Below are 21,556 nucleotides of genomic sequence, written 5' to 3'. Positions count from 1 at the left end.
ACTGATGATCGCTGCACGAGATGCGTTTCCCACCACACGACCATGATCGACGATCAGAAGCTCGACACCTCCCTGCCTACTATGCACGAGCTCGTAAGCGTTGTCCCGTAAATGATCTACTGCATGCTGGTTGACCAGCGTCGTTGCCCGTTCATCCGGCCAGTGTGAGGTTGTGCAGGCGGGCGATGCCGAGCATGGCGTGGTGGACGCCGTCGCCTTTCAGGCGGCAGTCGCGGAGGATCTTCCAGGTCTTCATGCGGGCGAAGGCGTGCTCGACGCGGGCACGAACCTTGCGGTGGGAGGCGTTGTGTTCCTCTTTCCAGGCGGGGAGTTCGGCTTGGCTCCTCTCGCGGCGGTGCGGGATGACCAGGCCGGTGCCGCGGTAGCCGCCGTCCGCGATGACCGTGGTGTGGCCGACGGCGTCTTTCGCGCCGGACAGCTCCCATGCCTTGCAGTCGTTGCGGTTGCCGGGCAGCGGCCGGCCGACGGCCACCACCAGCCGGGTGTCTGCGTCGATGACGACCTGGTGGTTGGTGGAGTACCGGTAGTTCTTGGACTGTTCGGCGACGCTGTGGTCGCGGGTGGGGACCAGGGTGCCGTCCACGATCAGCACGGTGTCCTTGCGGAACCGCTTGCGCTGCTGGAGCGCGAGCAAGGGGCCGAGGTGGTCGATGATGCGGTCGGCCGCGGACTTGGACACCCCGAACAGCGGGGCCAGTTGCCGCAGGGTCAGGTTCGTGCGCCAGTAGGCGGCGACCAGGAGCACGCGGTCCTCCAGCGGCAGGCTCCAGGGCCGGCCCTTGCGTACCGGGTCCGCACCCTCACGCCGGAGCGTGGTGATCAGCTTGCCGAACTGGCGCGGGCTCAGCCCGGTGAACGGGGCTATCCAGGAAGGCTCCGAGGCCGTGATCACACCAGACACAGCAAGATCATCTCGCCTCTGAGCAGCAGTTACGGGACAGATCTTAGGCGGAGTTCGTACCCTTCCTTTCCTTCGACGCGGAGATCCGGAAGATCATATGCACGACCAACGCGATCGAGTCGGTCAACGCCAGGATCCGCAAGGCCGTCCGGGCCCGCGGCCACTTCCCGACCGACCAGGCCGCCCCCAAGTGCGTCTACCTGGCGATCATGAGCCTGGACCCGAAGGGCACCGGCACGAAAGCCTGGACCCGCCGCTGGAAGCCGGCCCTGAACGCCTTCGACATCGCGCTCGACGGCCGACTCACCACCGGCATGACCAACAACTGAAATCAACCGACGGAGTTACACCGTTCCGCAGGCCCTGTCTCACATTCGGTGGTGACGGAGAGTTGTCAGGGTCGTTGACCTTTATGTGATAGGTGTCAACGAGCTTGTGCAGACGGTGTTTTCGGGTCTGTCCCCACTGGTCATGGAGGATGTGGTCGACGAGGGTGAGCGGATCGTGGTGCGGGCCCGGACGCCGCTGGACACCGCGGTCTGCCCGGTGTGCGGGGCCTCGTCGGGACGGGTGCACGGCTATCACTGGCGGACGGTGGCCGACGTTCCGGTCGATGGGCGACGGGTGGTGGTCCGTGTGCGGGTACGGCGTCTGGTGTGTCCCACACGCGGTTGCCGGCAGACCTTCCGCGAACAGGTGCCCGGGGTGCTGGAGCGATACCAGCGACGTACCGCTCGTCTGACCAGGCAGGTCAAGGCCGTGGTCAAAGAGTTAGCGGGCCGGGCGGGATCACGTCTGCTGGCGATACTCGCGGTGGGCCTGTCGCGTCACACGGCCCTGCGCACCCTGCTGCGCATCCCGTTGCCCACCGGGCGGGTACCCCGCGTGATCGGCGTCGACGATTTCGCCCTGCGCCGGCGGCACCGCTATGCAACCGTGGTGATCGACACCGAGACCCATGAGCGGATCGACGTGCTGCCTGACCGCACGGCCGCCACGCTGGAGTTGTGGCTGCGCAAGCATCCGGCGAGGTCGTGTGCCGCGACGGCTCAGCTACCTACGCCGAGGCCATCCGCCGCGCCCTGCCCGATGCGGTCCAGGTCGCGGACAGGTGGCATCTGTGGCACAACCTGTGCGAAGCCGCCCTGAGCGAGGTCAAGGCGCACAGCGCCTGCTGGGCCACCGTGCTGGACGCACCCATCTACGACGGGCCCCGCGCCCAGACCACCCTGGAACGCTGGCACCAGGTCCACGGCCTGCTCGACCAGGGCGTCAGCCTGCTCGAATGCGCCCGCCGCCTCCAACTGGCCCTGAACACCGTAAAACGCTACGCCCGCGCCGACCGGCCCGAGCGCATGCTCCGCGTCCCCAAGTACCGCGCCGGCCTCGTCGACCCCTACCGCGAGCACCTGCGCAAACGCCGAACCGAGGACCCCGGCGTCCCCGTCAAGCACCTCTTCGAAGAGATCAAAGCCCTCGGCTTCACAGGCTGCCTGAACCTCCTGCACAAGTACATCAACCAGGGCCGCGCGGACGCCGATCGCAGTCATATCTCCCCGCGCAGGCTCGCCCGGATGCTGCTGACCAGGCCCGACAACCTCAAGGCCGAGCAACACCAGCTGCTGGCCAAAATCACCACCGCTTGCCCCGAGATGACCCAACTGTCAACCGATATCAGGGACTTCGCCCCGCTCCTTACGCCGCACGCCGACAACGCCGACGCGCTCACGGACTGGATTGCCAAAGTCCGAGCAGCTGACCTGCCCCATCTGCATGCCTTCACCCGGGCCTGGACCGGGACATCGAGGCCGTGATCGCCGGGCTCACGCTTCCGTACAGCAACGGCCCCACCGAGGGCGTCAACACCAAGACCAAACGGATCGCACGCCAGATGCACGGACGAGCAGGCTTCGCCCTGCTCCGCCACCGCATCCTCCTCGGATAGCAGCACGCTCCGTCACCACCGAATGTGAGACAGGGCCGCTCACCGTACAGACCCCCTGGCCAAACTCACCGCAGCCTGCCCCGAGATGACCCAACTGGCCATCAGTATCAGGGACTTCGCCCCGCTCCTTACGCCGCACGCCGACAACGCCGACGCGCTCACGGACTGGATTGCCAAAGTCCGAGCAGCTGACCTGCCCCATCTGTATGCCTTCACCCGGGGCCTGGACCGGGACATCGAGGCCGTGATCGCCGGGCTCACGCTTCCGTACAGCAACGGCCCCACCGAGGGCGTCAACACCAAGACCAAGCAGATCGCGCGCCACATGCACGGACGCGCATGCTTCCCCCTCCTCCGCCACCGCATCCTCCTCGGATAGCAGCACCCTCTGTCACCACCGAATGTGAGCCAGAGCCGTTCCGCAGACACTCCCCCTGACCGCAGCCCGTGCCCACGGCATCGTCCAGGCCTGTCTCACGAGGCAGATCCTCGTCCTCGCGGACCGCGCCTACCAGGGCGCCGGCGCCACCTTCCGCACCCCTACCACCACCACAGCGAACAACCCGAGCACTACCAGCAGTTCAACCGCGACCACGCCCGACTGAGAGCCCTCGGCGAACGCGCCTTCGCGCAGTTGAAATCCTGGCGGCTGCTCCGACGAGCCAGATACTCCACACGCCGCACCGGCACCATCGTCCAAGCCGTTCACACACTGCTGATCTGCAACTATTCAGAATGAAAGAGGTTCACTGTCCCGAATGCCCCGTTGTCGCGCTCCCGTGTCAACGGGCCGAACGGCACGCGCCCGCCGGCCCTTTGCCGAGCCCTCCGCGGACGGCCCAGATCACACCGTGAGCCGGACCGCCTCGATCCACGACTCGTTGTCGTGGGTGCCTGCGTAAGTGAAGTCGTACCCGGTCCCGGGCTCGTCGCACGCCAGGCCGAGCCAGGCGTCGTCGTGGACGTAGGAGAACTGGCAGACGGCGCCGGCGCCACCGTCGACGTTGATGGTGAACCCCAGCATGTGCGGGGCGTCCTTCTCGGTACTGCCGACGTAGTTGTCGATGCCGTCGACGGCGTTCGACCACGGCTCGGGGAAGTGTCCCTCGCCGTTGGTCGACGCGGGGTCGTGGACGAAGGCGCCGCCGGACGTGCCCCCGGTTCCGGACACGGCGATGTTGACGGCCGTGATCGGTGCCCCCGAGCCCGCCGTGCCCGCTGTCCCGCCGTCGCACACCGCATCGCTCCAGCCTCGGCCCGCCACATGGACCCGGTAGCAGATGTGCCGTCCGCCCGGATCCTCCGCGGCCAGTCGCTGGACGGCGGTCGCCGCGCTCCTCTCCGGTGCCTCGGCCCCCTTCACCTCGGCCGAACGGGGCGGCGCAGGCTCGGACTTGGGCTCGGACTTGGGCTCGGACTCGGGCTCGGGCTCAGGCTCGGCCCCGGAATCGGACTCGGCCGGTGAGCCGGACGCGGACTCGGATCCGCTCGGCGACGCCGAGGGTGACGGGGACGCGGCCTGGTAGTCGACGGCCGGGACGCCGTCGGACGTACCGGGGTCGAGCGTCGTTCCGCCGGCGGGAGCCGTCTCGACCGTGCGCTCGTCCTCACGGTTCAGTCCGAGTACCAGCAGCGGTACGCAGATCAGCACCGCCCCGGCGATGGCGGCCGCGGCCACCATGGGCCCGCGCAGACGTCCCGGCCCCGTCCCGTCGGCGTCCGCGTCCGCCTTCCCGCCGTCACCGTTCCCGGCCGCGACCGCACCGGCCACCACCCCGGCTCCCGCTCCGCCGGGCTCCGCCGCCTGCCGCCGCTGTTCCTCCGGCTGCCGCTCTTTCTCCTGCCGCTCTTCCTCCTGCCGTTCCTCCTTCTGCTCGGCTGCCGCCGGTTCCTCGGTGGTGGACCGGAAGCCCCATCGGGTGCGCCGCCCGGGAGCGGGCTCGGAGGACGACACCGTCGACACCGAGGCGTCCGGATCGGCGGCGGAGTCGGGAGCAGGGGCGGACTCCGGCGTGCGCGGTCTCAGGTCCGCGCCGGGATCCTCGCCCGGCACGGGTACGGCGACCGCGCGGCGGACGGCCAGGGAAGGCGTCGTCTCACCGGCCCGGGGTTCATGCTGACGTGGCATGAGCACTGCTCCTTGTCGAAGGTGGGGACGGACGGTGCGATGTCGTCGGTGCTCGCCGGTGCCGCCGGCCGGTCATCCGTGCACGGCACCGGGCCGGACGGCCGCTCCGTCGGCTCACGACTCACTCAACTAACTCTGGATGACACCTGGTTGCGTCCAAACCCTGGCGAGATGAACGGAAGGCGACACAAGGCCCCGTTCGCTCGTCGGCCGCACCACGCTGCCAAGGGGGGCCCTCCGGAACGCGCCCCGGCCGACGGCGGGGGCCGCGCCCCGCGAGGCCGTCGCCGGTGGCGATTCTGCCGGCACCACGGATCAGGTCGCGGACCCACGCGGCACCGGAAGGCTCGCGGTGGCCACGCACGGGGGTGGGGCAGGACACCGGTACGTCACGAATCCACCGCGCGGTCAGCTCCACGCCTGCTCCCCGGCGCGCCTCCGCACCGCGCCGGGGAGCAGCTACCCGCACGGGTGTCCAGAACACGATCACTGAACCTCTTTTATTCTGAGTAGTTGCAGATCAGCAGTGTGTGAACGGCTTGGACGATGGTGCCGGTGCGGCGTGTGGAGCATCTGGCTCGTCGGAGCAGCCGCCAGGATTTCAACTGCGCGAAGGCGCGTTCGCCGAGGGCTCTCAGTCGGGCGTGGTCGCGGTTGAACTGCTGGTAGTGCTCGGGTTGTTCGCTGTGGTGGTGGTAGGGGTGCGGAAGGTGGCGCCGGCGCCCTGGTAGGCGCGGTCCGCGAGGACGAGGATCTGCCTCGTGAGACAGGCCTGGACGATGCCGTGGGCACGGGCTGCGGTCAGGTCATGGGTTCTGCCCGGCGTCGCGCGGGAGAACCAGAGTGGTGCGCCGTCGGGACGAGCGATGACCTGCACGTTCATGCCGTGCTTGCGGTGCTTCATCGAGCAGTACGGCTCGTTCGCCCGGATCCGGTCGGTGGGAATCAGGGTGCTGTCAACGATGACGTGGTCGCCCTCACCGAGACCGGTGAGGGCTTCGTGGAGGCCGGGCGCCCAGGAGACCGGAACGTCCAGAGCCTCGTCCACGCATCGCCAGGCAATGAATCTTTTCCATCCTCACTGTGAGCTGGTCAGGTGCAGGGCGAGGACGGCCTGGACGAGGCTGGTGATCCGGGTGGCCGAGCACCGGAGCCTGCGGAGGAGCCGCCAGGCTGTGAAGGGGTCATGGCCTGTTCGACGAGTGCGCGGATCTTCGCGTGGGACCGGTTGACGGCCTTCTGGCCGGCGGAAAGGGTGTCCCAGCGGCCCCAGCAGGGGGTGCGGACGGTTCCGCCGGAACCCCGATATGCCTTGTCCGCCCAGCACTTGACGTCGGCCGCGGCAAGGGCGCGTCGATGATGCCGTGCTCGCGGGCCGCGCGGACATCGTGGACGGCGCCGGGCAGGGCCGGCGAGGCCCACAGCAGCCGGCCGAAAGGATCCGTGAGGACCTGCAGGTTCATCCCGTGCTTCTTGTGTTTCCCGGAGCAGAAGGGTCGGTCCGCGGCGACGCGGTCGATCGGCGGGAGTGTGCCGTCGAGGATCACGAACGCCTTCGTCGACGCGGCCCGGATCGCGTCGGCCAGGGTGGGCGCGAGACCCGCCAGGAGTTCGGCAGCCTCGGTGGCATACCGGTAGGCGGTCGTGGTGCCGACACCGAAACCGGCCGCGAGCTGGGCATATGAGTGTCCCATCCGCAGGTGGGCGAGTGCGAGCAGGGCCTGGCGGCCGGGGTTCGGACGCCTCCAGCGGGAGCCGATCGCGCGACGGTGCTGCCGCAGACAGGCGGACAGGAAGCGCGGGGCAGAGCCGGACACGCCGACGCCCGACGGGCAGACAAGCATGCGAAGCCTCTGGTGGGAACGGTTCTCTCGGTCGAAAACCCATCTACCAGGGGCTTCACCACGTTGTCAGCCCAACCGGCTCGCTGCTGCTGCGTGTTGGAAAAGGCTCACTGTCTCGGCATCGCCTTCTTGGCGCCGTCCGGCGACAAGGCGCTCCGCTTCGCAGGTCAGCTGGGAGCGTTGCCCGACAACCGCGTCGAGCCCGGCCCGCACGTCGGCTCTGGCGGAGGTGGTCTGCTGCTCGCTCCTGGGGGTCGGCAACTGCAGGTTTCCGCAGACGGCTGCGACGGCTCAATCGGTGCTGTCATGCGTCTGTCGTTCGGCCGCCTGCGCCGGTGCGGGACGGTGTTGTGCTGCCGCAAGGTCGAAGTCATGGTTGCTGTACCTGGCCGGGGCGAAACCCGAGAGGTAGCTGAGGACGGCTCGCCCCGGAAACCCTTGTTCCTTGTCAGTGGACCGGGTCCACGAGCCTCGGTTCGCCGGATGTGGCGCAGCGCGCTGCAAGACGTCAAAGGCGTCAGCCCGGTGGCGGTGGCCTGGATGCCTCGGGGGGTATTCAATCGGGTGTGTGCCGGGCAGGGCCGGCAGTGTGTGGACGGGGCCGGGTACGGCGGTCGGCTCAGCGCCAGTCGTCGATCACGTAGGCGTCCGCGTGGCTGTAACCGGGTTCGTTGGGCTTGTGCATGGTCACGCCTTGCAGCCAGGTGCGGAAACCGCGGTCGGCCATGCGCCGGTAGGCGTCCTGGCGGGCCAGGTTCGTCCCGGCGTCCAGTTGCCTCAGTCCCTTCTCGGCGGCCAGTTGCTCGCACGCCTCCAGCAGTCGTTCGAACCGGTCTGCAGCGTCCGGGCCGGGACGTACGGCGCCGAATTTGACGAAGCACACGTCCTCACCGGCCTCCGATCCCGCTCCGCAGTGGCAGACGGCCAGACCGTCGAGGCCGGAGTCGGCGTTCTCGAGGAGGACGGTGTCACCGAGCCCTTGCGTCTGCACGGCCGTGATCTCGCGCTCCAGGTTCAGGCCTTCGTGCACGGCCTGCGTCAGTGCGCGGCCCAGGCGCAGCGCGCCGGGCCGCTCGGCGGCGGTCAGCTCCCCGTACAGCACACGGCCGGGGACCGTGACACCGGCGGTGACCTGTTTCCTCATGACGGCGGTGAGGAAGCGGGGCCAGAAACCGTACCGGCGGTAGAGCTCGAGGTGTTTGGGACTGTGCGAGAAGGTGAACAGGCCCAGGTGGCGGTTCCCCCAGGTATCGAAGCAGTCCATGACCGGTTCCATAAGGCGCCTGCCGATGCCATGGTCCCACAGGTCTGGGTGTACGGTCAGCGGGCCGAAGAATCCGACGCTGCCCCAGTCGGCGGCGAAGTTCGATCCGACGACCTCGCCCTCGACGGTCGCCGCGAAGGCGGCCTGCGGGTCCGCCGCCCAGCGGGTGTGGATATAGTCGGCGGTCCCGAAGAACGTCTCCGGCTCGGGGACCTTGAAGAAGGTCCCGAAAGCAACCCTGAAGATTTCGTCGGCTCGGTCAAGGTCCGGCTCGGCCAGCGGGCGGACCGATACCGGGGCGGTGATACTCGTTCGCTTCGTTGCGGGCATGACCGTTCTCCTTTCCGCCCCCGGGTTCCATCGGACCACGGACGTGCGTCGCGGGCGAAGCGGCAGGCCCGGCGGGTCCCTGCCCGCCGGGGGTCGTCGTCGTAGCTGGTGCCAGCCGTTCTGCTCGAGGGCGCGGCTGCAAAAGGAAGGGGCAGGTGAGGGCAGTACGGTCCGGTCAAGCAGTCGGCGAGGCGGGAGCCGGTGACGGCGGTCCCAGTGAGGCAGGAGGTGGTGAGGGGTTCCCGGTGAGCCAGCTCGCCGCGGTCAGGCGGCCGACCAGGTCCTGGAGGCAGTCGGGGCCGGCCGGAATCCGGATGGTGAGGGCGGGACGATGCCCTGGCCCGCCGGTGCGAGGCAGCCCGAGACGTCGGCCTGGGCGGCCGGCGCCAGGGCGAACAGCCGGGAGCCGGCAGGGGTTCTTGGTCGGTACGGACAGCAGACCGTACGCGGTGACCCGCCGGGTGATCTTCACCTGACGAAGGCGAGCGTGCGGGCACGGAGCCCGGGAGGGCGGGGCCGTCGTCCCGGCAGGAGGCCGGTAGCCGGAGAACTACGGCTACCAGCCTGGAATCGTGAGGAGCCGGACACCCAGCAGCCCACAGGGCGCCCGTCCGGCAGTCCGCGGGACGGGGGCCCGGGAGACGCCCCACGGTCTTCGCTCCCGGGGTGGCGGCCGCGCACCGCAAGCAGCATTCCACCGCCTGCCACCAGCATCCTTCCCAGACGATGAAGAGGGTGAAGACGACCGGGTCGCCGCACCACCAGGATGCGGTACACGCGAGACGACCGGTGGTGCCAGGCAGATGGGTGCGACAACTCCCGGCCCGGCACACGCGCCGCACCCCAGCCCCGGAAGCGGATGCGGTACGCAGATGAGCCTCGGCGCGGGCGCTCACGACCACGCCCCCGGCGGCCGCGGACGGCAGACACTCTTCGGGACAAGCCGGACGGGCACGTGACGAAGGCCTTGCACGGGCATTGCGTGGGCCGCCCTTCTCCCGGAAGGGCCTCGAAAGGCCCGCGATGCGTCTGCGGCTGAGGACGGTGGTGGAGCGCGTGCTCATCAGGTCCCGTCAGATCGACCGCCAGCTGTCCCCGGGCGGCTTCAAGGCCCGGCTGGCGGGGCGAGGCCATGCCCCATGGACAACGACGTCGCCGCGCCCCCGGACACGGATGATCATCATCGGTGCCGCGGTGACGGTCGGCGGCGCCCCTGAGGAGTCGTTCTCTTTCCGAACCTCATGTGTGGTTTCTGCTGGTCAGGCATGAGGTGACGGTTGCCGCGGGAGTCTCGGTCCGTTGCTGGCCGAGATGTCGTGGGGTGTGGCGGATGCCGTCGACGCGGGCGGTCCTGGAGTCACGGCGGAAGGCCGCGGCGGTGCGGGGGGGAGGAACTCGAAGCCGAGCTGGAGCGGGTGCGGGCGGCACTGGCGGAGACGCAAGAGGCGCTCCGGCATCGAGTGATCGGCCTGGAGCAGTATCTGGATGAGCTGGCCGAGGAGGATGCACCCGTCGAGGCGGTTACGTCGCAGCGGAAGCCGGCGGGGCCGCATCCGGGCGGCGCCTCACCGCCCGGATGCGGCCGGAGTCGAGGTGCTGTCGGTGGACTGCCAGGCGTTGATGGCCGCGGCCCTGGATGCGGGAGGAGACGGGTTGGGCGCCCGGCGGGCTGCGGTGGTGCTGGGCTGGGACAGTGCTTCCGCCTCCCGCGTCGAGGGAGCCAGGGCCCGGTTGAAACGTCTGGTGGAGAGGGGCTGACTGGTGGAGGAGAGGCCGGGCAGGTTCATGCTGCCCGCGCCGGAGCAGGACGCTGCCGGTGCCGGGCGGCCAGGCGGCGGCTCATAAGCATGGTCATCGACCACCAGACGACGACCTCGCCGGTGCCGGTGCGTCGTTCGTAGTCACGGACCAGACGCCGGCTGCGCAGGAGCCGGGCGAAAGACCGTTCGACGACCCAGCGTCGGGGCAGGACCTCAAAACCCCGGACGGTGTCGCTGCGGCGGACGATGTTCAGGACGACGGGCGTCGGTGACCTTGTTCATGCGCCCGGCCGTGTCGTATCCGTACGTCTCCGTCCGGCCGTCCGGCGCCGTGACGCCGGTCAGCTGGTCGGCGGTGTAGGCGTAGTCGATGACGCGGCCGTCTACCAGGGTCAGTTTGTCCAGCCGGTGGCGGCGAGTACGGCCAACAGCACCTCGCCCAGAACCAGTCCGGCGGCAGGCAGCAGAACGGCGGGGCACAGGAGACGGGAGCGGGTGGAGGTGCGGACGCCGTCCTGGTCGATCAGACGCATCAGGGTTTCCTGGTGGTGCAGATGACGACCCGGGGGCAGGTCCCGGTTGGCCAAGGTTGGCAGCATGAAGGCCAGTTGTCGGCGTTCGCCGCACTGGAGGTCGGGAGTACGGTCACTCATCGGGCTTCCTCCTGGATGGGCAAGGGCACGAACGCGGCAGTCGGTGACGCGTCCCGGACGCGCTGGCTCATTGCCCGGTGCCGTCCGGAAGATTTCGGTGAGCGCGACCGCTACCTGGCCTGGTGACGGCAGCACGTTCCGGTGGTGCAGTTGGCTGGGGTGGGTGCGTGGCGCCCGCTGGCGAGTGGAGGCAATGCGGCCTGCCCAGCAGGAGGTCGGGCCGACCGGCTCTGATGTGCGCTCTTACCGCGGCTGGTAGCGGCGTATCGCACCGATGGTGTCGGCCGCCCGTCTTCCTGGCCGTCCCGGGTGTCGGCACCCGCCGCGCACCAGAACTGCCGCCGGTCGAGGCGCAGAGAGGGAGCTTGCAGCACGACCCGGATCACCGCCGGGCTTCAGTCCGCTTCAGCTCCCGTGGGATGTGCCGCAGCCTGACCGTGCCGTATTGGCGCCGCTTCCATCAGGCGAGAGCTCGCGCATGCCACCGCCGGCGCAATGACCACACCACCGCCCGGCCACCGCGGCGCATTGCAGCAGCACCGTCGGCCCTCCGGCTGGACGGCCAGGCATGAGGTCAGCGCAAGGCGCGCCGCGCCGCGTACACCAGTACGCCCGCCATCAGCAGGACCAGTGCGGCCAGCGCGCCTGTCGCCGCCCACTGCATGGCGCCCATGTGGGAGAACGGCAGATATTCCGTCGACCAGCCGACCACCCCGTCGCGTCGCAGGCAGGCCGCCCTGTCGTCCGCGTTGGCGCAGGTGCCCCAGCCGCGCAGCGAGCCGTCGCGCGTGATGTAGGAGGTGTCGATCGACAAGGCGTTGGCGGGGACCGTCGGGTAGTCGTCGTCACCGAACCTGCCGTCGGCCGTCGTTTTGGTCACCGTGGTCGCGAACATCATGCGCAGCTGCGAGAAGACGGTCTTCACCGCCAGCAGGGTGCCGAAGGTGACCACCATCGCGGGCAGCGTGCGCCGCATCAGCAGCCCGGCGGCGGCGCCGATGAGCAGGCCGAGGACGGCCAGGGTCACTGCGACCGGGCCCATGGTGTCGAACCCGCCGGCGCTGGTGAAGTCGGCGTTGACGGCCGAGTGATTGACCAGCGGCGTCCACAGGGCCTTCATGGCGATGCCGCTGGAGAGCGCCGCCACGACTGCGAACACCGCGGCCATGCCGAGCTTGATCGCCACCCAGTTCCAGCGGCCGTAGGACTGGACGCCCACGAACTTGGCGGTGCCGCTCTCCAGGTCTCCCGCGAACAGGGGGGCGCCGATGAACACCCCGATGATCACCGGTAGGCCCGTCAGCGCCATACCCGCCAGGCCGAGTCGTTGGTATGCGCTGTTGAGGGCCGCTTCAGCTATGGGTGACGCCTTCGCTCCCCCAACGGCCGCCACGGCACTGTTCGCGTCCCGGGCCAGCCACGCCAGGCCCGCCGTCGCGACGGCCGCCGCCGCGAGCAGGAGGAGGAATGCTGCCCGGTGCTGGCGCCACACCAGCCAGGCCATTCCGCTCAGGCTGAAGCCGCGTGCCCGGGTCCGCCGCTGCGGCAGCTTCGGAGGGCCGGCGTCCGCCCGGCGCTTCTGTGTCGTCGCAGTCACTTCACTACCTCCGAGTCGGCGCCAACGACGTGGGAGTCGGGGCTGATGAGCGGCGCGGAGCCGTTCTGCTCCAGATAGGCGAGGACTACTTCCTCCAGGGTCGGCGCGCTCTCCTCCCAGAAATCGGCGACCGGTCCGCCGGGGCGAACCAGTGCAGTGGTGTAGCGCTGGTCTTTGCTGACCGCCACCACCGTGTGGTGCTCCAGGCCCGCGGGCAGCCCGTCGGGGCCAATCGCCAGTCGGTTTGTGGGCGCGGACAGCGTCCGGTGGACGCTGATGATCTCGTCGACGTCGCCGGCCAGCCGCAGTCCGCCCTGGGCCACTAGCAGCAGGTAGTCGCACAGCGTGTCGAGTTCGGCCACCAGATGGCTGGAGAGCAGGACGGTGATCCCGCGCTCGGCCACCTCGCTCAACAACGCAGCCACTGTCTGCCGACGTACCAGCGGGTCCAGGTCGGCCAGCGGCTCGTCCAGCAGGACCAGGTCAGGGCGCTTGCCCAGGGCCACCGCGAGGGCGACCCGGGTGCGCTGGCCACCGGACAGCCGTCCCACCTTGGCATCGAGCGGAACGGAACCGGCCCGTACGAAGCCCTCGGCCAGCTCCTGGTCCCAATGCGGGTTCAGCTCACGCCCCAACCGCAGCGTCTCGGCCACGGTGAAGCGCGCGAACAGCGGCTTCTCCTGCGGCAGGAACGCGACGCGCTGACGCGCCTGCGCCCCGCCGGCCGGTTCACCGAAGACTTTGGCCTCGCCCGCCGATGCCTGGCGCAGACCCGCGATGATCTCCAGCATCGTCGTCTTGCCCGCGCCGTTCGGGCCCACGAGTCCGCAGACCCGTCCGGCGGGCAGCCGAAACGTCGCGTTGCTCAGTACCCACCGACGCCCGTACTGCCGTCCCAGGTCGCGCACTTCCAGGGCGGTCCGTCCGTCCGCCTTTCCTGTCGCCGCGCTCATCACTGTTTCCCACCCCGTTCGTTCGTACCGCTGCGGACGGTGCCCGATGCCATCTGCCGCCGCTCCTGAAGCGCCAGTTCGACCAGATCCCTCACGTCTTCCTCCAGCAGACCTGCGGCCATCGCCCGCCCCGTCCACTCCGCCAGTTCGGCGTACAGCGGCGACTCGGCGGCGGGTGGGTGGCTTCGGTCCGCGGCCGACGCGGCGATGAACGTGCCCACGCCCTGCCGCAGCTCCACCACGCCGTCCCGGTCCAGCTCCCGATATGCCTTGAGCGTGGTGTTCGGATTCACAGCACAGGTCTCGGCCACCTCACGAGCGGTCGGCAACCGGTCGCCGGGCTTCAGTACGCCTGCCCTGACCGCCCGTTTGGTCTGCTCGACGATCTGCTGGTACGCCGCGACGCCACGGCGTCTCTCGATGTAGTACCGCATCCACCCCACCGATAGTCCACTAGTTAAGTGGCTGAATACTGGAGGTAAGGGCGATCAGATGTCAAGCGAGCTGGTGACCGGCACCCTGCCGTCAGGCACACGCAAGCCCCGGCGCCCTCGGCCAAGGCACCAGCACGGCCCCAGAAATGAAGCAGGGACCAGACAAGCGCGTGCGGCGCTGGCGCCACTGTCGGACCGCAAGCGGAAGGGCCAGGGCGCCAGCAGGGGCTCGGTGTCAGCAACAAGCTGATTCCCATATGCCCGTGACCGGCGCCGGACCCTACGAGGAATGCCGTGCGCGGCGCCACTCCTCGGGGGTTGAGGTTCCCTCGAGATGTGGGAAGTGGTGACAGCAGGTCAGATGGTGACCTTCCCCGGCCAGCAGGGCGTTGGGCGGTTGCACAGCATCCGCCGCCCATCGCGTTCCCGGCCGCGCGACACGTCGCTTGCTCATACCGGCGGCGCGCCGCCCCGTCGGAGGGGTGGCGCGCCGTGGTGGTGCGGGCCGGGGGTGTGCGGGTGCCAGGCCCTGGCTGCCGGCGCTACCCGTGGGGTGTCAGCGGCGGCCGCCGCGGTGGCGGTCGTGGCCCAAGACTCGTCGTCGATGAAGCGGCCGCGGTCGTTGCGCAGGGTGGCGGTGTCGGAGTGGTTGTCCCACACGTAGTGGCGGCGGTCCTGGTAGAGGTCGGTGCGGGTTTCTGCTGGAACAAGGCCGAGTATCGCGACTGACCAATTCGAACGGAAGGCCGAAAAGCGATCAAAATTCAATCTCCTCGATATGACTGCGTACCTTTTAGCGGGGTTTAGAGACAGGACGGTGAAATGATTGACGGTCCGTGCGCTGTACTGGCAACAGGTTCCACGTCAAGCCGGGAGGGGTTCCAGGACGGCGGGCCTAACTTCTGGAACGGAGCGGTTCGCAGCCGACAGGAGATTCCGATGTGGAGTGCCGGAATCTGCTGTAGCGGCCGCGCCGTGACCGGTGTCGGCGGCGTTCGCTGTCAGGACCTGACCTTACGTAAGGGTCATTCGACTTGAGGGGATGAGGCCCAGTGTTCTTCGAAAACCGTATGCGCGTCCTTGGTGCGGGGATTCTCGCAGTCGGTGCGTTCGCGATCGGCGCCCCGGGGGTGGCGGCCGCGCAGTCGCAGACCCTGACGGGGGCTGTCCGCGACGAGCTCCGTCTCGCGCCCGGCACGACGGATGTCGTCACCGCAGCTCCGTCTGGCTGCACGGCCAGGAAGTTCACGAACGGGCTCGGTGAGGCCACCTGCACGAGTGGGAACGGCCAGTTCCGGGTCACGATCACCTGCAAACGGTCCACCGGGAGCATCTACACCGCTCAAGGGCCGTGGAAGACGCCGGGCCCGAATGCCAGGAGCGCGCGATGGTGCGGCGCCTCCAGCGACACAATCACGTATGCGGGGGTGCAGAAGACCACCGGGTGAGCGGTGGCTAGCTGCGGTGGCCTTGCGTAGAGGCTGAGCCTCCGGTAGCAGAAGCACACCACACAACCTCGTCTGACCAGTGCGAACACCAAGATCCCGGTCGCTGAGCTCTGCCCTCGGCCGGGGTCCCGGCGCCCTCCGGGCCGGGCGCACCGCTCGAACCACTGATGGACAAAGCGACTTCGCGATGCCCACCGCTCACGAAACGCAGACGACCTCTGACCGGTTGTTTGTCCAGCCATCTCGAACGCGGCATGGGCCGAGCTCCGGAGCCTGGCATCGGCAGTGGCGGGAGATGATGTCAGCCGGGGCTCAGGCACCGGCTGGCATCGCCGTGGTGAGCGGTGCTCGCCTGGACCGTCGTGCCGTTTTGCGGGTGAGTCGTCTGGGCATCAGCGTGATGGACGTCCAGGTGATGAGCGAATCGCTGACCTGCGGCAGCCTTTCGTGGTCCCGGCAGTGCCGACGGGCGCGCATGATCCACGAAAGGGACCTCTCGACTACCCAGCGGCGCGGCAGGACCACGAAGCCCTTGGCTTCCGGCGGGCGCCGGACTGTTTTGATCTTGATGTCGAGACGCTCCTTCGACCGGTCGACCAGCGCGCCCGCGTAGGCGGAGCGGACAAAATCCTCGAGCGCCTCGCCAGCTATCTGAACAGGATTCCTGACTCAGAAGACTAGCCCGACGGCGCCCCGCGGCTGGCCTTCGGCGGGGGTGCTGACAGCTTCGGTGTGGTCGAGGGCGTCTGGCTGGTCTTCCAGCGAGGGCCTTGGTGCCGACGGGACCTCGCTCCGTCAGCACCAAGGCTCGAGGGGGAATCGCGAGCCTACTTTCCTGCTGGTGGTCGCGGTGGCCCCGGTGGTGGCGGAACGGGGGGTGGCACCGTCGCATGCTTACCCTGGCGAAAACTCAGCAAGGAAGGAAACAGGAAGCCCACGACACCTCCGGCCGCAGCACCGACCAGTAGCGCGAAAAGGACGTCCCAGCCCGCTCCAGAGTCCAAAACTCCAGAGGCCCCGCAACGATGGCTCCAAAGGCACTCAGGGCGAACACGCCGCGCCAACGACGCCGCAGGCTCGACCGATCTCGGCTCATGGCCCGCTCCTTTCTGATCCGTGAGGCTTGACGTAAGTCGCCCTACCCCAGGACACGTCCGAGCCAGGATCCAGCTGGACTGGCCCCGAGCGTTCCCCCACAACGTTCCGTTGATGAAGGCATCAGAACGATCCTCGTTGCTGCCGCCGAGCAGGGCCGAACCAATGGACGCTCCGGCCCCCGTACCAAGTCCTCCCAATACCGCCCCGGCGGCTACGCATCCGACGACCGTAGAGCAGATTGTGGCAGCTTGTACCGCTCGGAAAGTCATCGCTGCAGGTGCGTGCCCATGTCCTGGGGCGTCGGTGGCAGCTGGGATGCTGGCATGGTGGCCGTCTCGCTGCTGTACCCGCCCGACATGAGCGAAGAACCCACCGCCGAACACCAGCACGACCACCCCGGCAAACTCCTACGCACCCGCACCCGCACCCTCGACGGAGCGATCAACAAGTACCGATATGCGACTTGACCAGCAACGATGACTTTCCAAGCGGCACAGGCTTCGGTGGCCAGGGCGAGCAGCTCCCCCACCGTGAAGACCTCTTCCTCGAGGCCCGCCCACGTGGCGATGCCGTACCCGGTCACGTGCCCAGCTGCCGCAGCTTCTTCCAGGACGGCGAACGCGCGTTCCGGATCGCGTGGTGCAGGGCGGGGCGGTCGCCGGTGTATGCGCGCTCGGGGTTGTGGAGCAGGACCAGGTCCAGCGCTTCGCGCCCGAGTTGTTCGCGGTTGCGGGCGATCTGCCAGCGCACGTAGTCCGGGGCGAGGCTGTGTCCGGCTGGGGCCTGGTCCCCGGTGAGGACAGTGGCGTTCATGGCTTCGGCACCGGTGGCCGCAGTGAAGTAGCCGGCCTTCGGGGAGGCCCGCAGCGACGGGGGGCGGCCAGGGGCCGGGGCGAGCAGTTTCTGCGCGCGGCCGGTGGCGTAGCTGGGGGCGGTGTCGATCCATTGCGCGCCGGAGGCGGCCGCATGGGAAGCCGCCTCCGGGATCGCCCGGCACCGGTAGGTGCCCAGAGCGAGTTGTACCGTCACAGCAGGCTCCCCACCGTCGCGGCCTGCCCGGCGACGAGCTCCTGGACCAGTCCGGCGGTGTCCTCCAGGGCGAGGCCGGCTGTTTCCGCGAGCGTGGCCAGGTCCATGGTGCGGCCGTCGACCAGCGGGCGCAGCACCCTCCTCAGCGGCCGGGGCGAACTCGTATGTGCTCCTGGCGGCGGACAGCGTCACCGCGTCCTCGCTGGTCTCCAGGGCCGCGCGGGCCGTGGTCAGCCGCACCCGCAGGCTGCCTTCGGCCGGAATGCCGTCGATGTACCGACCCGATCGGGGCAATGGAGCTGGTTCTGCTGGATGACCTCGAGTTCGTGTGGGGAGGCGGGCCCGCCTCAGCCGGTCCTACGTTGTTGGTGGGTCGGACGAAGTGTTCCTATCCGGTCCCGGCTGTCGTCGCGCCGGCCAGGGGCGCGGGGCGACGTTGGCAGTCACCGCCCCGGAGCGGAAGATGCGTACGTCTTGTCGGCCTCGGTCGAGGCGTTGGGGCGGAGGCGGATGACCAGGGACAGCATGGCGGCGGCCGCGCAGAGGGCCGCGAGTGCGAACCAGACGGGGTCGTAGCTGCCGAAGGCGTCTCGGGCCACGCCTCCGAGGAAGGAGGCCGAGGCCGCACCGATCTGGTGTGCTGCGTTGGTCCAGCCGAAGACGATGGCGCTGTCGTCGCCGTAGAAGGTGCGGCACAGGGCGATGACCGGTGGCACGGTCGCCAGGTCGAGGAGACCGAAGACGACCACGAAGGTGAGCATGGGCGCGTTGACGGTGGCGGTCATGATCAGGGGCAGGCTGATCATGAGCAAGCCGCGCAGGAGGAAGTAGGCGGCGAGGAGCCGACGGGCGTCCATGCGGTCGGTGAGCCATCCGGAGGCGATGGTGCCGACCACGTTGAAGACGCCGATGAGTGCCAGCAGTGTCGAGGCGGTGGTGATGGGCATGCCGTGGTCGTGGGCCGCTGGGGCGAAGTGGGTCCACATGATGCCGTTGGTGGACGCGCCGCAGATGGCGAATGCGCCGGCGAGCAGCCAGAAGGGGACGGTCCGGGCGGCATCGCGCAGGACGGTCACGGTACGGCGGGCGGCTCCGGGAACGGGTGCGGGGCGTGGGATGAAGGTATCGCTGCCGTAGGGGCGTTGTCCGACGTCGGCGGGGTGGTCGCGCAGGACGAGGTAGATCAGGGGGGTGACCGCCAGGGCGGCGAGGGCGAGGCTGACGAGGGCGGGTCGCCAGTCGTGGTGGGCGATGGTCCAGGAGAGGGCGGGCAGGAAGACCATCTGGCCCAAGACGCTGCCGGAGGAGAGGATGCCGGTCACCAGGCCGCGGCGGGTGGTGAACCAGCGGTTGGTGACGGTGGTGCCGAGGGTCATCGAGAGCGATCCTGTGCCCAGGCCGACGAGGAAGCCCCAGAAGAGCGTGAACTGCCAGGCGGAGCTCATCGTGGTGGTGAGCAGTGCTCCGGCGGCGACGGCTCCCAGCGCGGCGATGACGACCCGGCGGATGCCGAAGCGGTCCATCAGGGCGGCGGCGTAGGGGGCGGTGAGCCCGTAGAGGATCATGTTGACCGAGGCCGCCAGGCCGATGGAGCCGCGGGACCAGTGGAACTCCTGGCGCAGGGGGTCCTGCAGGATGCCTGGCATGGTGGAGAAGGCGCCGGCGACGATGATCGCCACTGCGGTGACGGCGGCTGCCCACCAGGCGCGGCGCCCGGCGGCGTTGGTGCGATGGCCGGTGTTGTGCATGCCTTCATCCTTCGGTGAGACGGGGGCGGGAAACCACTGGCCGTTTGGACAGGTAGTGAAAGAATCTGGCCATGACAGTGAGTGACAATTCTGTGCACAAAGTTGTGGTCCTGGTGCGTCATGGTCTTCTGCCCATGGAGCTGGGCATCGTGCACCGCCTGTTCGGCACCGCGGTGAGTGAGGCCGGCCGGCGCCTGTATTCGGTCGTGACCTGTGCCGTGGAGCCGGGCGAGGTGTTGACCGACGCCGACTTCACGGTCAACGTGCCGTTGGGGCCGCGGGCCCTGCGCGACGCGGACACGGTGATCGTGCCGGCCGCGGTCGAGGACTACGGGCCTCAGCAGCGGGGCCGACTGAGGCCGCTGGTCGAGGCGGCTCTCGCGGAAGTGCCGGCGACAGCGCGTCTGGCTTCCATCTGTACCGGTTCGTTCGTCCTGGCGGCAGCCGGCCTGCTCGCGGGCCGGCGGGCGACGACGCACTGGAAGTCATGTCCCGAGCTGGCCGCCCTGTACCCGGAGATCGATGTCGACCCCGACGTGCTGTACACCGACGACAGAGGGGTGCTGACGTCCGCGGGTGTCGCCGCGGGAATCGACCTGTGCCTGCACATGATCCGCAGTGACCATGGCGCCGACGTCGCCAACACCGTCGCCCGCGGCACGGTGGTGCCGCCGCACCGGGAAGGCGGCCAGGCCCAGTACATCGACCGCCCCGTGCCCGATGGCGACGACAGTTCCACCGCCGCGCTCCGGGCATGGGCCGTGGAGCATCTCGAGGAGGCCCTGACCTTGCAGGATCTGGCTCGCCAGGCTTCGACGAGCGTGCGCACGCTGACCCGCAGGTTCCGTCAGGAGACCGGTATGACGCCGATGCGGTGGCTCAGCCAGCAGCGTCTGCAGTACGCCCGTCAGCTGCTGGAACGCACGGACGACCCCGTGGACCGCATCGCCGCTGCGGCCGGTTTCGGGACGGGAACCGCGATGCGCCAGCACTTCCGCGAGGAACTGGGGGTGTCACCGCGCGCCTACCGCAACACCTTCCGTGGAGCGCAGTGAGGGCGCGCGCGGTGACACTGCATCAGCCGGGCCGTCAGGTGAGTGCAGAGGCCGGCTCGATGGGCCCGATCCGGTAGAGCACCTCGTCGTGGTGCTCCTCGGGGAAGAGCGAGGCCGGGAAGAGCACTTCGGTGTGGACGGGGGCCCGGTACCGCTTGGCGCACTTCTTCAGCACCATGATGATGGCCTTGTTGTCGGCCGACACGGTCGCCTCGATGTAGCGGGCGCCATTGCCGACCGCGCGCTCAGCGGCCTGTTCGAACAACTGCACCCCGAGCATTGGAATGCCGTGGCGCGGCTTCACGGCCTCCTGCCACACCAGGTAGGTGTCGGGCTGATCGGGGCGGAAGTAGCCGGTCAGGAAGCCGATGACCTCGTCGTCGAGTGATGCCACGAGGGAGGTTTCGGCGAAGTCGCGACACCACAGCGCGTAGTAGTAGGGACTGTTGTCATCGAGTTCGTCCGACTCGTGCACCATTTGCCACATGGCCTGCGCGTCCTCGACGCGCGGCGTCCGGTACTCGGGGCGGGCCCGGCTGGGGGTGGAGAGGGAGGCCGGCGCGGTCATGCGGTGGCCTCCTCGGTGAGCAGCGGGTAGACGCCGTTCTCGTCGTGGTCCTCGCGGCCGGTGACCGGAGGGTTGAACACGCAGACGAAGCGGGAGTCCACGGTGGGGCGCAGTGTGTGCTTCTCGTGTCCGTTCAGCAGGTACATGGTGCCGGGGGTGATGAGATGCTTCTCGCCGGTTTCCTCGTTGGTGAGTTCGGTCTCGCCTTCGACGCAGAGGACGGCCTCGATGTGGTTGGCATACCACATGGTCGTCTCCGTGCCGGCGTAGACGGTCGTCTCGTGCAGGGAGAAGCCGACTCCCTCCTTCGCGAGGATGATGCGCTTGCTCTCCCATGTTCCGGAGCGTGACTTGACGTGCCTGTCGGTGCCCTCGATGTCCTTGAACGAGCGAACGATCACGGTTGCCTTCCCTTGGGCTCGTGTCGGATGCGTACGTGGCGTCCCGGCCAGGCTCGGCGGCCTGGCCGCGGGCGTGTGCTGGCCGGTGTGGCGGGTCGTTCAGGCCGCGTTGCGTGTCTCGAGGTGGGCGAGGGCGAAGTCGGTGAAGGTGTCGACGGTCTCGAAGTCGTCGGCTTCGAGCTCTTCGGGATCCACCTCCAGGCCCAGGGAGTCCTCGAGCTCCATGAGCATCTCGAGCATCGTGGTGGAGTCCAGGTGAAGGTCGTCGAAGAGCCTGGTCTGTCCGGAGAGTTCGGTCACCGGCCGGTCCAGCACCTTGCTCAGGGCCGTTTCCATGGCGGTGGTCACGTCTGTGCGGTTGAGGCTCATCGAGCCTGCT

At 68.9% G+C, this 21,556-nt stretch carries 18 protein-coding genes and 8 pseudogenes; 7 read left to right on the top strand and 19 right to left on the bottom strand.

Annotated features, from left to right (window positions below):
• Nucleotides 1–151: 151 nt before the first annotated feature.
• Nucleotides 152–922, bottom strand: a complete 771-nt coding sequence (locus ACIQ8B_RS25280) for a transposase (protein WP_403549843.1) — start codon at nucleotides 920–922, stop codon at nucleotides 152–154.
• Nucleotides 923–972: 50 nt separating this feature from the next.
• Here ACIQ8B_RS25280 and ACIQ8B_RS25275 point away from each other — a divergent pair.
• The 4 pseudogenes from ACIQ8B_RS25275 to ACIQ8B_RS25260 all read left to right on the top strand — a co-directional run.
• A pseudogene (locus ACIQ8B_RS25275) lies at nucleotides 973–1,251 on the top strand (transposase); the annotation flags it as partial.
• Between the two features lie 142 nt (nucleotides 1,252–1,393).
• Nucleotides 1,394–2,867: pseudogene (locus ACIQ8B_RS25270) on the top strand (ISL3 family transposase).
• A 31-nt stretch (nucleotides 2,868–2,898) separates the two neighbouring features.
• Nucleotides 2,899–3,246: pseudogene (locus ACIQ8B_RS25265) on the top strand (transposase); the annotation flags it as partial.
• 46 nt (nucleotides 3,247–3,292) lie between these two features.
• Nucleotides 3,293–3,606 (top strand): annotated as a pseudogene (locus ACIQ8B_RS25260) (transposase family protein); the annotation flags it as partial.
• Nucleotides 3,607–3,711: 105 nt separating this feature from the next.
• Here ACIQ8B_RS25260 and ACIQ8B_RS25255 read toward each other — a convergent pair.
• The 11 genes and pseudogenes from ACIQ8B_RS25255 to ACIQ8B_RS25205 all read right to left on the bottom strand — a co-directional run.
• Nucleotides 3,712–4,995 (bottom strand): hypothetical protein, encoded by a 1,284-nt coding sequence (locus tag ACIQ8B_RS25255; protein ID WP_403549841.1) that lies wholly within the window; start codon nucleotides 4,993–4,995, stop codon nucleotides 3,712–3,714.
• A gap of 500 nt (nucleotides 4,996–5,495) precedes the next feature.
• A pseudogene (locus ACIQ8B_RS25250) lies at nucleotides 5,496–6,058 on the bottom strand (transposase family protein); the annotation flags it as partial.
• Nucleotides 6,059–6,073: 15 nt separating this feature from the next.
• Nucleotides 6,074–6,839: pseudogene (locus ACIQ8B_RS25245) on the bottom strand (transposase family protein).
• Nucleotides 6,840–7,458: 619 nt separating this feature from the next.
• Nucleotides 7,459–8,433: a GNAT family N-acetyltransferase gene (locus ACIQ8B_RS25240; RefSeq protein ID WP_403549839.1), complete on the bottom strand. Its 975-nt coding sequence runs from the start codon at nucleotides 8,431–8,433 to the stop codon at nucleotides 7,459–7,461.
• Between the two features lie 1,783 nt (nucleotides 8,434–10,216).
• Nucleotides 10,217–10,441, bottom strand: coding sequence for a hypothetical protein (locus tag ACIQ8B_RS25235; RefSeq protein ID WP_403549854.1), 225 nt, complete (start codon nucleotides 10,439–10,441; stop codon nucleotides 10,217–10,219).
• Nucleotides 10,407–10,673, bottom strand: a complete 267-nt coding sequence (locus tag ACIQ8B_RS25230; protein ID WP_403549837.1) for an RHS repeat domain-containing protein — start codon at nucleotides 10,671–10,673, stop codon at nucleotides 10,407–10,409. Before ACIQ8B_RS25230 ends, ACIQ8B_RS25235 begins: the two co-directional genes overlap by 35 nt.
• Nucleotides 10,586–10,846 carry a hypothetical protein gene (locus tag ACIQ8B_RS25225; RefSeq protein WP_403549835.1) on the bottom strand — a complete coding sequence of 87 codons (261 nt, stop codon included), beginning with the start codon at nucleotides 10,844–10,846 and terminating at the stop codon, nucleotides 10,586–10,588. Before ACIQ8B_RS25225 ends, ACIQ8B_RS25230 begins: the two co-directional genes overlap by 88 nt.
• A 574-nt stretch (nucleotides 10,847–11,420) precedes the next feature.
• Complete coding sequence (locus ACIQ8B_RS25220; protein WP_403549833.1) at nucleotides 11,421–12,443, bottom strand: ABC transporter permease; 1,023 nt, start codon at nucleotides 12,441–12,443, stop codon at nucleotides 11,421–11,423.
• Nucleotides 12,440–13,396 (bottom strand): ABC transporter ATP-binding protein, encoded by a 957-nt coding sequence (locus ACIQ8B_RS25215; RefSeq protein WP_403549831.1) that lies wholly within the window; start codon nucleotides 13,394–13,396, stop codon nucleotides 12,440–12,442. The genes ACIQ8B_RS25220 and ACIQ8B_RS25215 overlap by 4 nt, the downstream gene beginning before the upstream one ends.
• Nucleotides 13,396–13,830 carry a GntR family transcriptional regulator gene (locus tag ACIQ8B_RS25210; protein ID WP_403549829.1) on the bottom strand — a complete coding sequence of 145 codons (435 nt, stop codon included), beginning with the start codon at nucleotides 13,828–13,830 and terminating at the stop codon, nucleotides 13,396–13,398. The genes ACIQ8B_RS25215 and ACIQ8B_RS25210 overlap by 1 nt, the downstream gene beginning before the upstream one ends.
• Nucleotides 13,831–14,386: 556 nt before the next feature.
• Nucleotides 14,387–14,529, bottom strand: a pseudogene (locus ACIQ8B_RS25205) (lamin tail domain-containing protein); the annotation flags it as partial.
• Nucleotides 14,530–14,882: 353 nt separating this feature from the next.
• On the opposite strand from ACIQ8B_RS25205, the gene ACIQ8B_RS25200 reads away from it, so the two are divergent.
• Entirely contained in the window at nucleotides 14,883–15,278 is a 396-nt protein-coding gene (locus tag ACIQ8B_RS25200; RefSeq protein WP_403549827.1) for a hypothetical protein, read from the top strand.
• 429 nt (nucleotides 15,279–15,707) lie between these two features.
• Here the strand turns inward: ACIQ8B_RS25200 and ACIQ8B_RS25195 are convergent.
• A pseudogene (locus ACIQ8B_RS25195) lies at nucleotides 15,708–15,818 on the bottom strand (IS5/IS1182 family transposase); the annotation flags it as partial.
• A gap of 881 nt (nucleotides 15,819–16,699) precedes the next feature.
• On the opposite strand from ACIQ8B_RS25195, the gene ACIQ8B_RS25190 reads away from it, so the two are divergent.
• Nucleotides 16,700–16,843 carry a hypothetical protein gene (locus tag ACIQ8B_RS25190; protein ID WP_403549825.1) on the top strand — a complete coding sequence of 48 codons (144 nt, stop codon included), beginning with the start codon at nucleotides 16,700–16,702 and terminating at the stop codon, nucleotides 16,841–16,843.
• A gap of 112 nt (nucleotides 16,844–16,955) precedes the next feature.
• Here ACIQ8B_RS25190 and ACIQ8B_RS25185 read toward each other — a convergent pair whose 3' ends face one another.
• The 3 genes from ACIQ8B_RS25185 to ACIQ8B_RS25175 all read right to left on the bottom strand — a co-directional run bounded on the left by ACIQ8B_RS25185 (nucleotide 16,956) and on the right by ACIQ8B_RS25175 (nucleotide 19,153).
• Nucleotides 16,956–17,405 (bottom strand): aldo/keto reductase, encoded by a 450-nt coding sequence (locus ACIQ8B_RS25185; protein ID WP_403549823.1) that lies wholly within the window; start codon nucleotides 17,403–17,405, stop codon nucleotides 16,956–16,958.
• Nucleotides 17,402–17,542 (bottom strand): hypothetical protein, encoded by a 141-nt coding sequence (locus ACIQ8B_RS25180; RefSeq protein ID WP_403549822.1) that lies wholly within the window; start codon nucleotides 17,540–17,542, stop codon nucleotides 17,402–17,404. Before ACIQ8B_RS25180 ends, ACIQ8B_RS25185 begins: the two co-directional genes overlap by 4 nt.
• Nucleotides 17,543–17,848: 306 nt before the next feature.
• On the bottom strand, nucleotides 17,849–19,153 hold the full coding sequence (locus ACIQ8B_RS25175; protein WP_403549820.1) for an MFS transporter: 1,305 nt from the start codon (nucleotides 19,151–19,153) through the stop codon (nucleotides 17,849–17,851).
• Nucleotides 19,154–19,287: 134 nt separating this feature from the next.
• On the opposite strand from ACIQ8B_RS25175, the gene ACIQ8B_RS25170 reads away from it, so the two are divergent.
• A complete protein-coding gene (locus tag ACIQ8B_RS25170) occupies nucleotides 19,288–20,208 on the top strand; it encodes a GlxA family transcriptional regulator (protein ID WP_403549818.1) in 921 nt (306 codons plus the stop codon).
• 34 nt (nucleotides 20,209–20,242) lie between these two features.
• On the opposite strand, the gene ectA is transcribed toward ACIQ8B_RS25170, so the two are convergent.
• The 3 genes from ectA to ACIQ8B_RS25155 all read right to left on the bottom strand — a co-directional run bounded on the left by ectA (nucleotide 20,243) and on the right by ACIQ8B_RS25155 (nucleotide 21,546).
• Complete coding sequence (ectA, locus tag ACIQ8B_RS25165) at nucleotides 20,243–20,776, bottom strand: diaminobutyrate acetyltransferase (protein ID WP_290003525.1); 534 nt, start codon at nucleotides 20,774–20,776, stop codon at nucleotides 20,243–20,245.
• Nucleotides 20,773–21,177 (bottom strand): ectoine synthase, encoded by a 405-nt coding sequence (locus tag ACIQ8B_RS25160; protein ID WP_403549814.1) that lies wholly within the window; start codon nucleotides 21,175–21,177, stop codon nucleotides 20,773–20,775. The genes ectA and ACIQ8B_RS25160 overlap by 4 nt, the downstream gene beginning before the upstream one ends.
• Before the next feature lie 99 nt (nucleotides 21,178–21,276).
• The gene (locus ACIQ8B_RS25155; RefSeq protein ID WP_290003529.1) at nucleotides 21,277–21,546 is read right to left on the bottom strand and encodes an acyl carrier protein; all 270 of its coding nucleotides are present in this window, start codon (nucleotides 21,544–21,546) and stop codon (nucleotides 21,277–21,279) included.
• Nucleotides 21,547–21,556 lie beyond the last annotated feature (10 nt).

It is taken from the genome of Streptomyces sp. NPDC096105 (assembly GCF_044763335.1).
Lineage (GTDB): Bacteria > Actinomycetota > Actinomycetes > Streptomycetales > Streptomycetaceae > Streptomyces.
The sequence above is the reverse complement of the archived record's forward strand: the minus strand, read 5'-3'. Positions and strand labels throughout refer to the sequence as shown.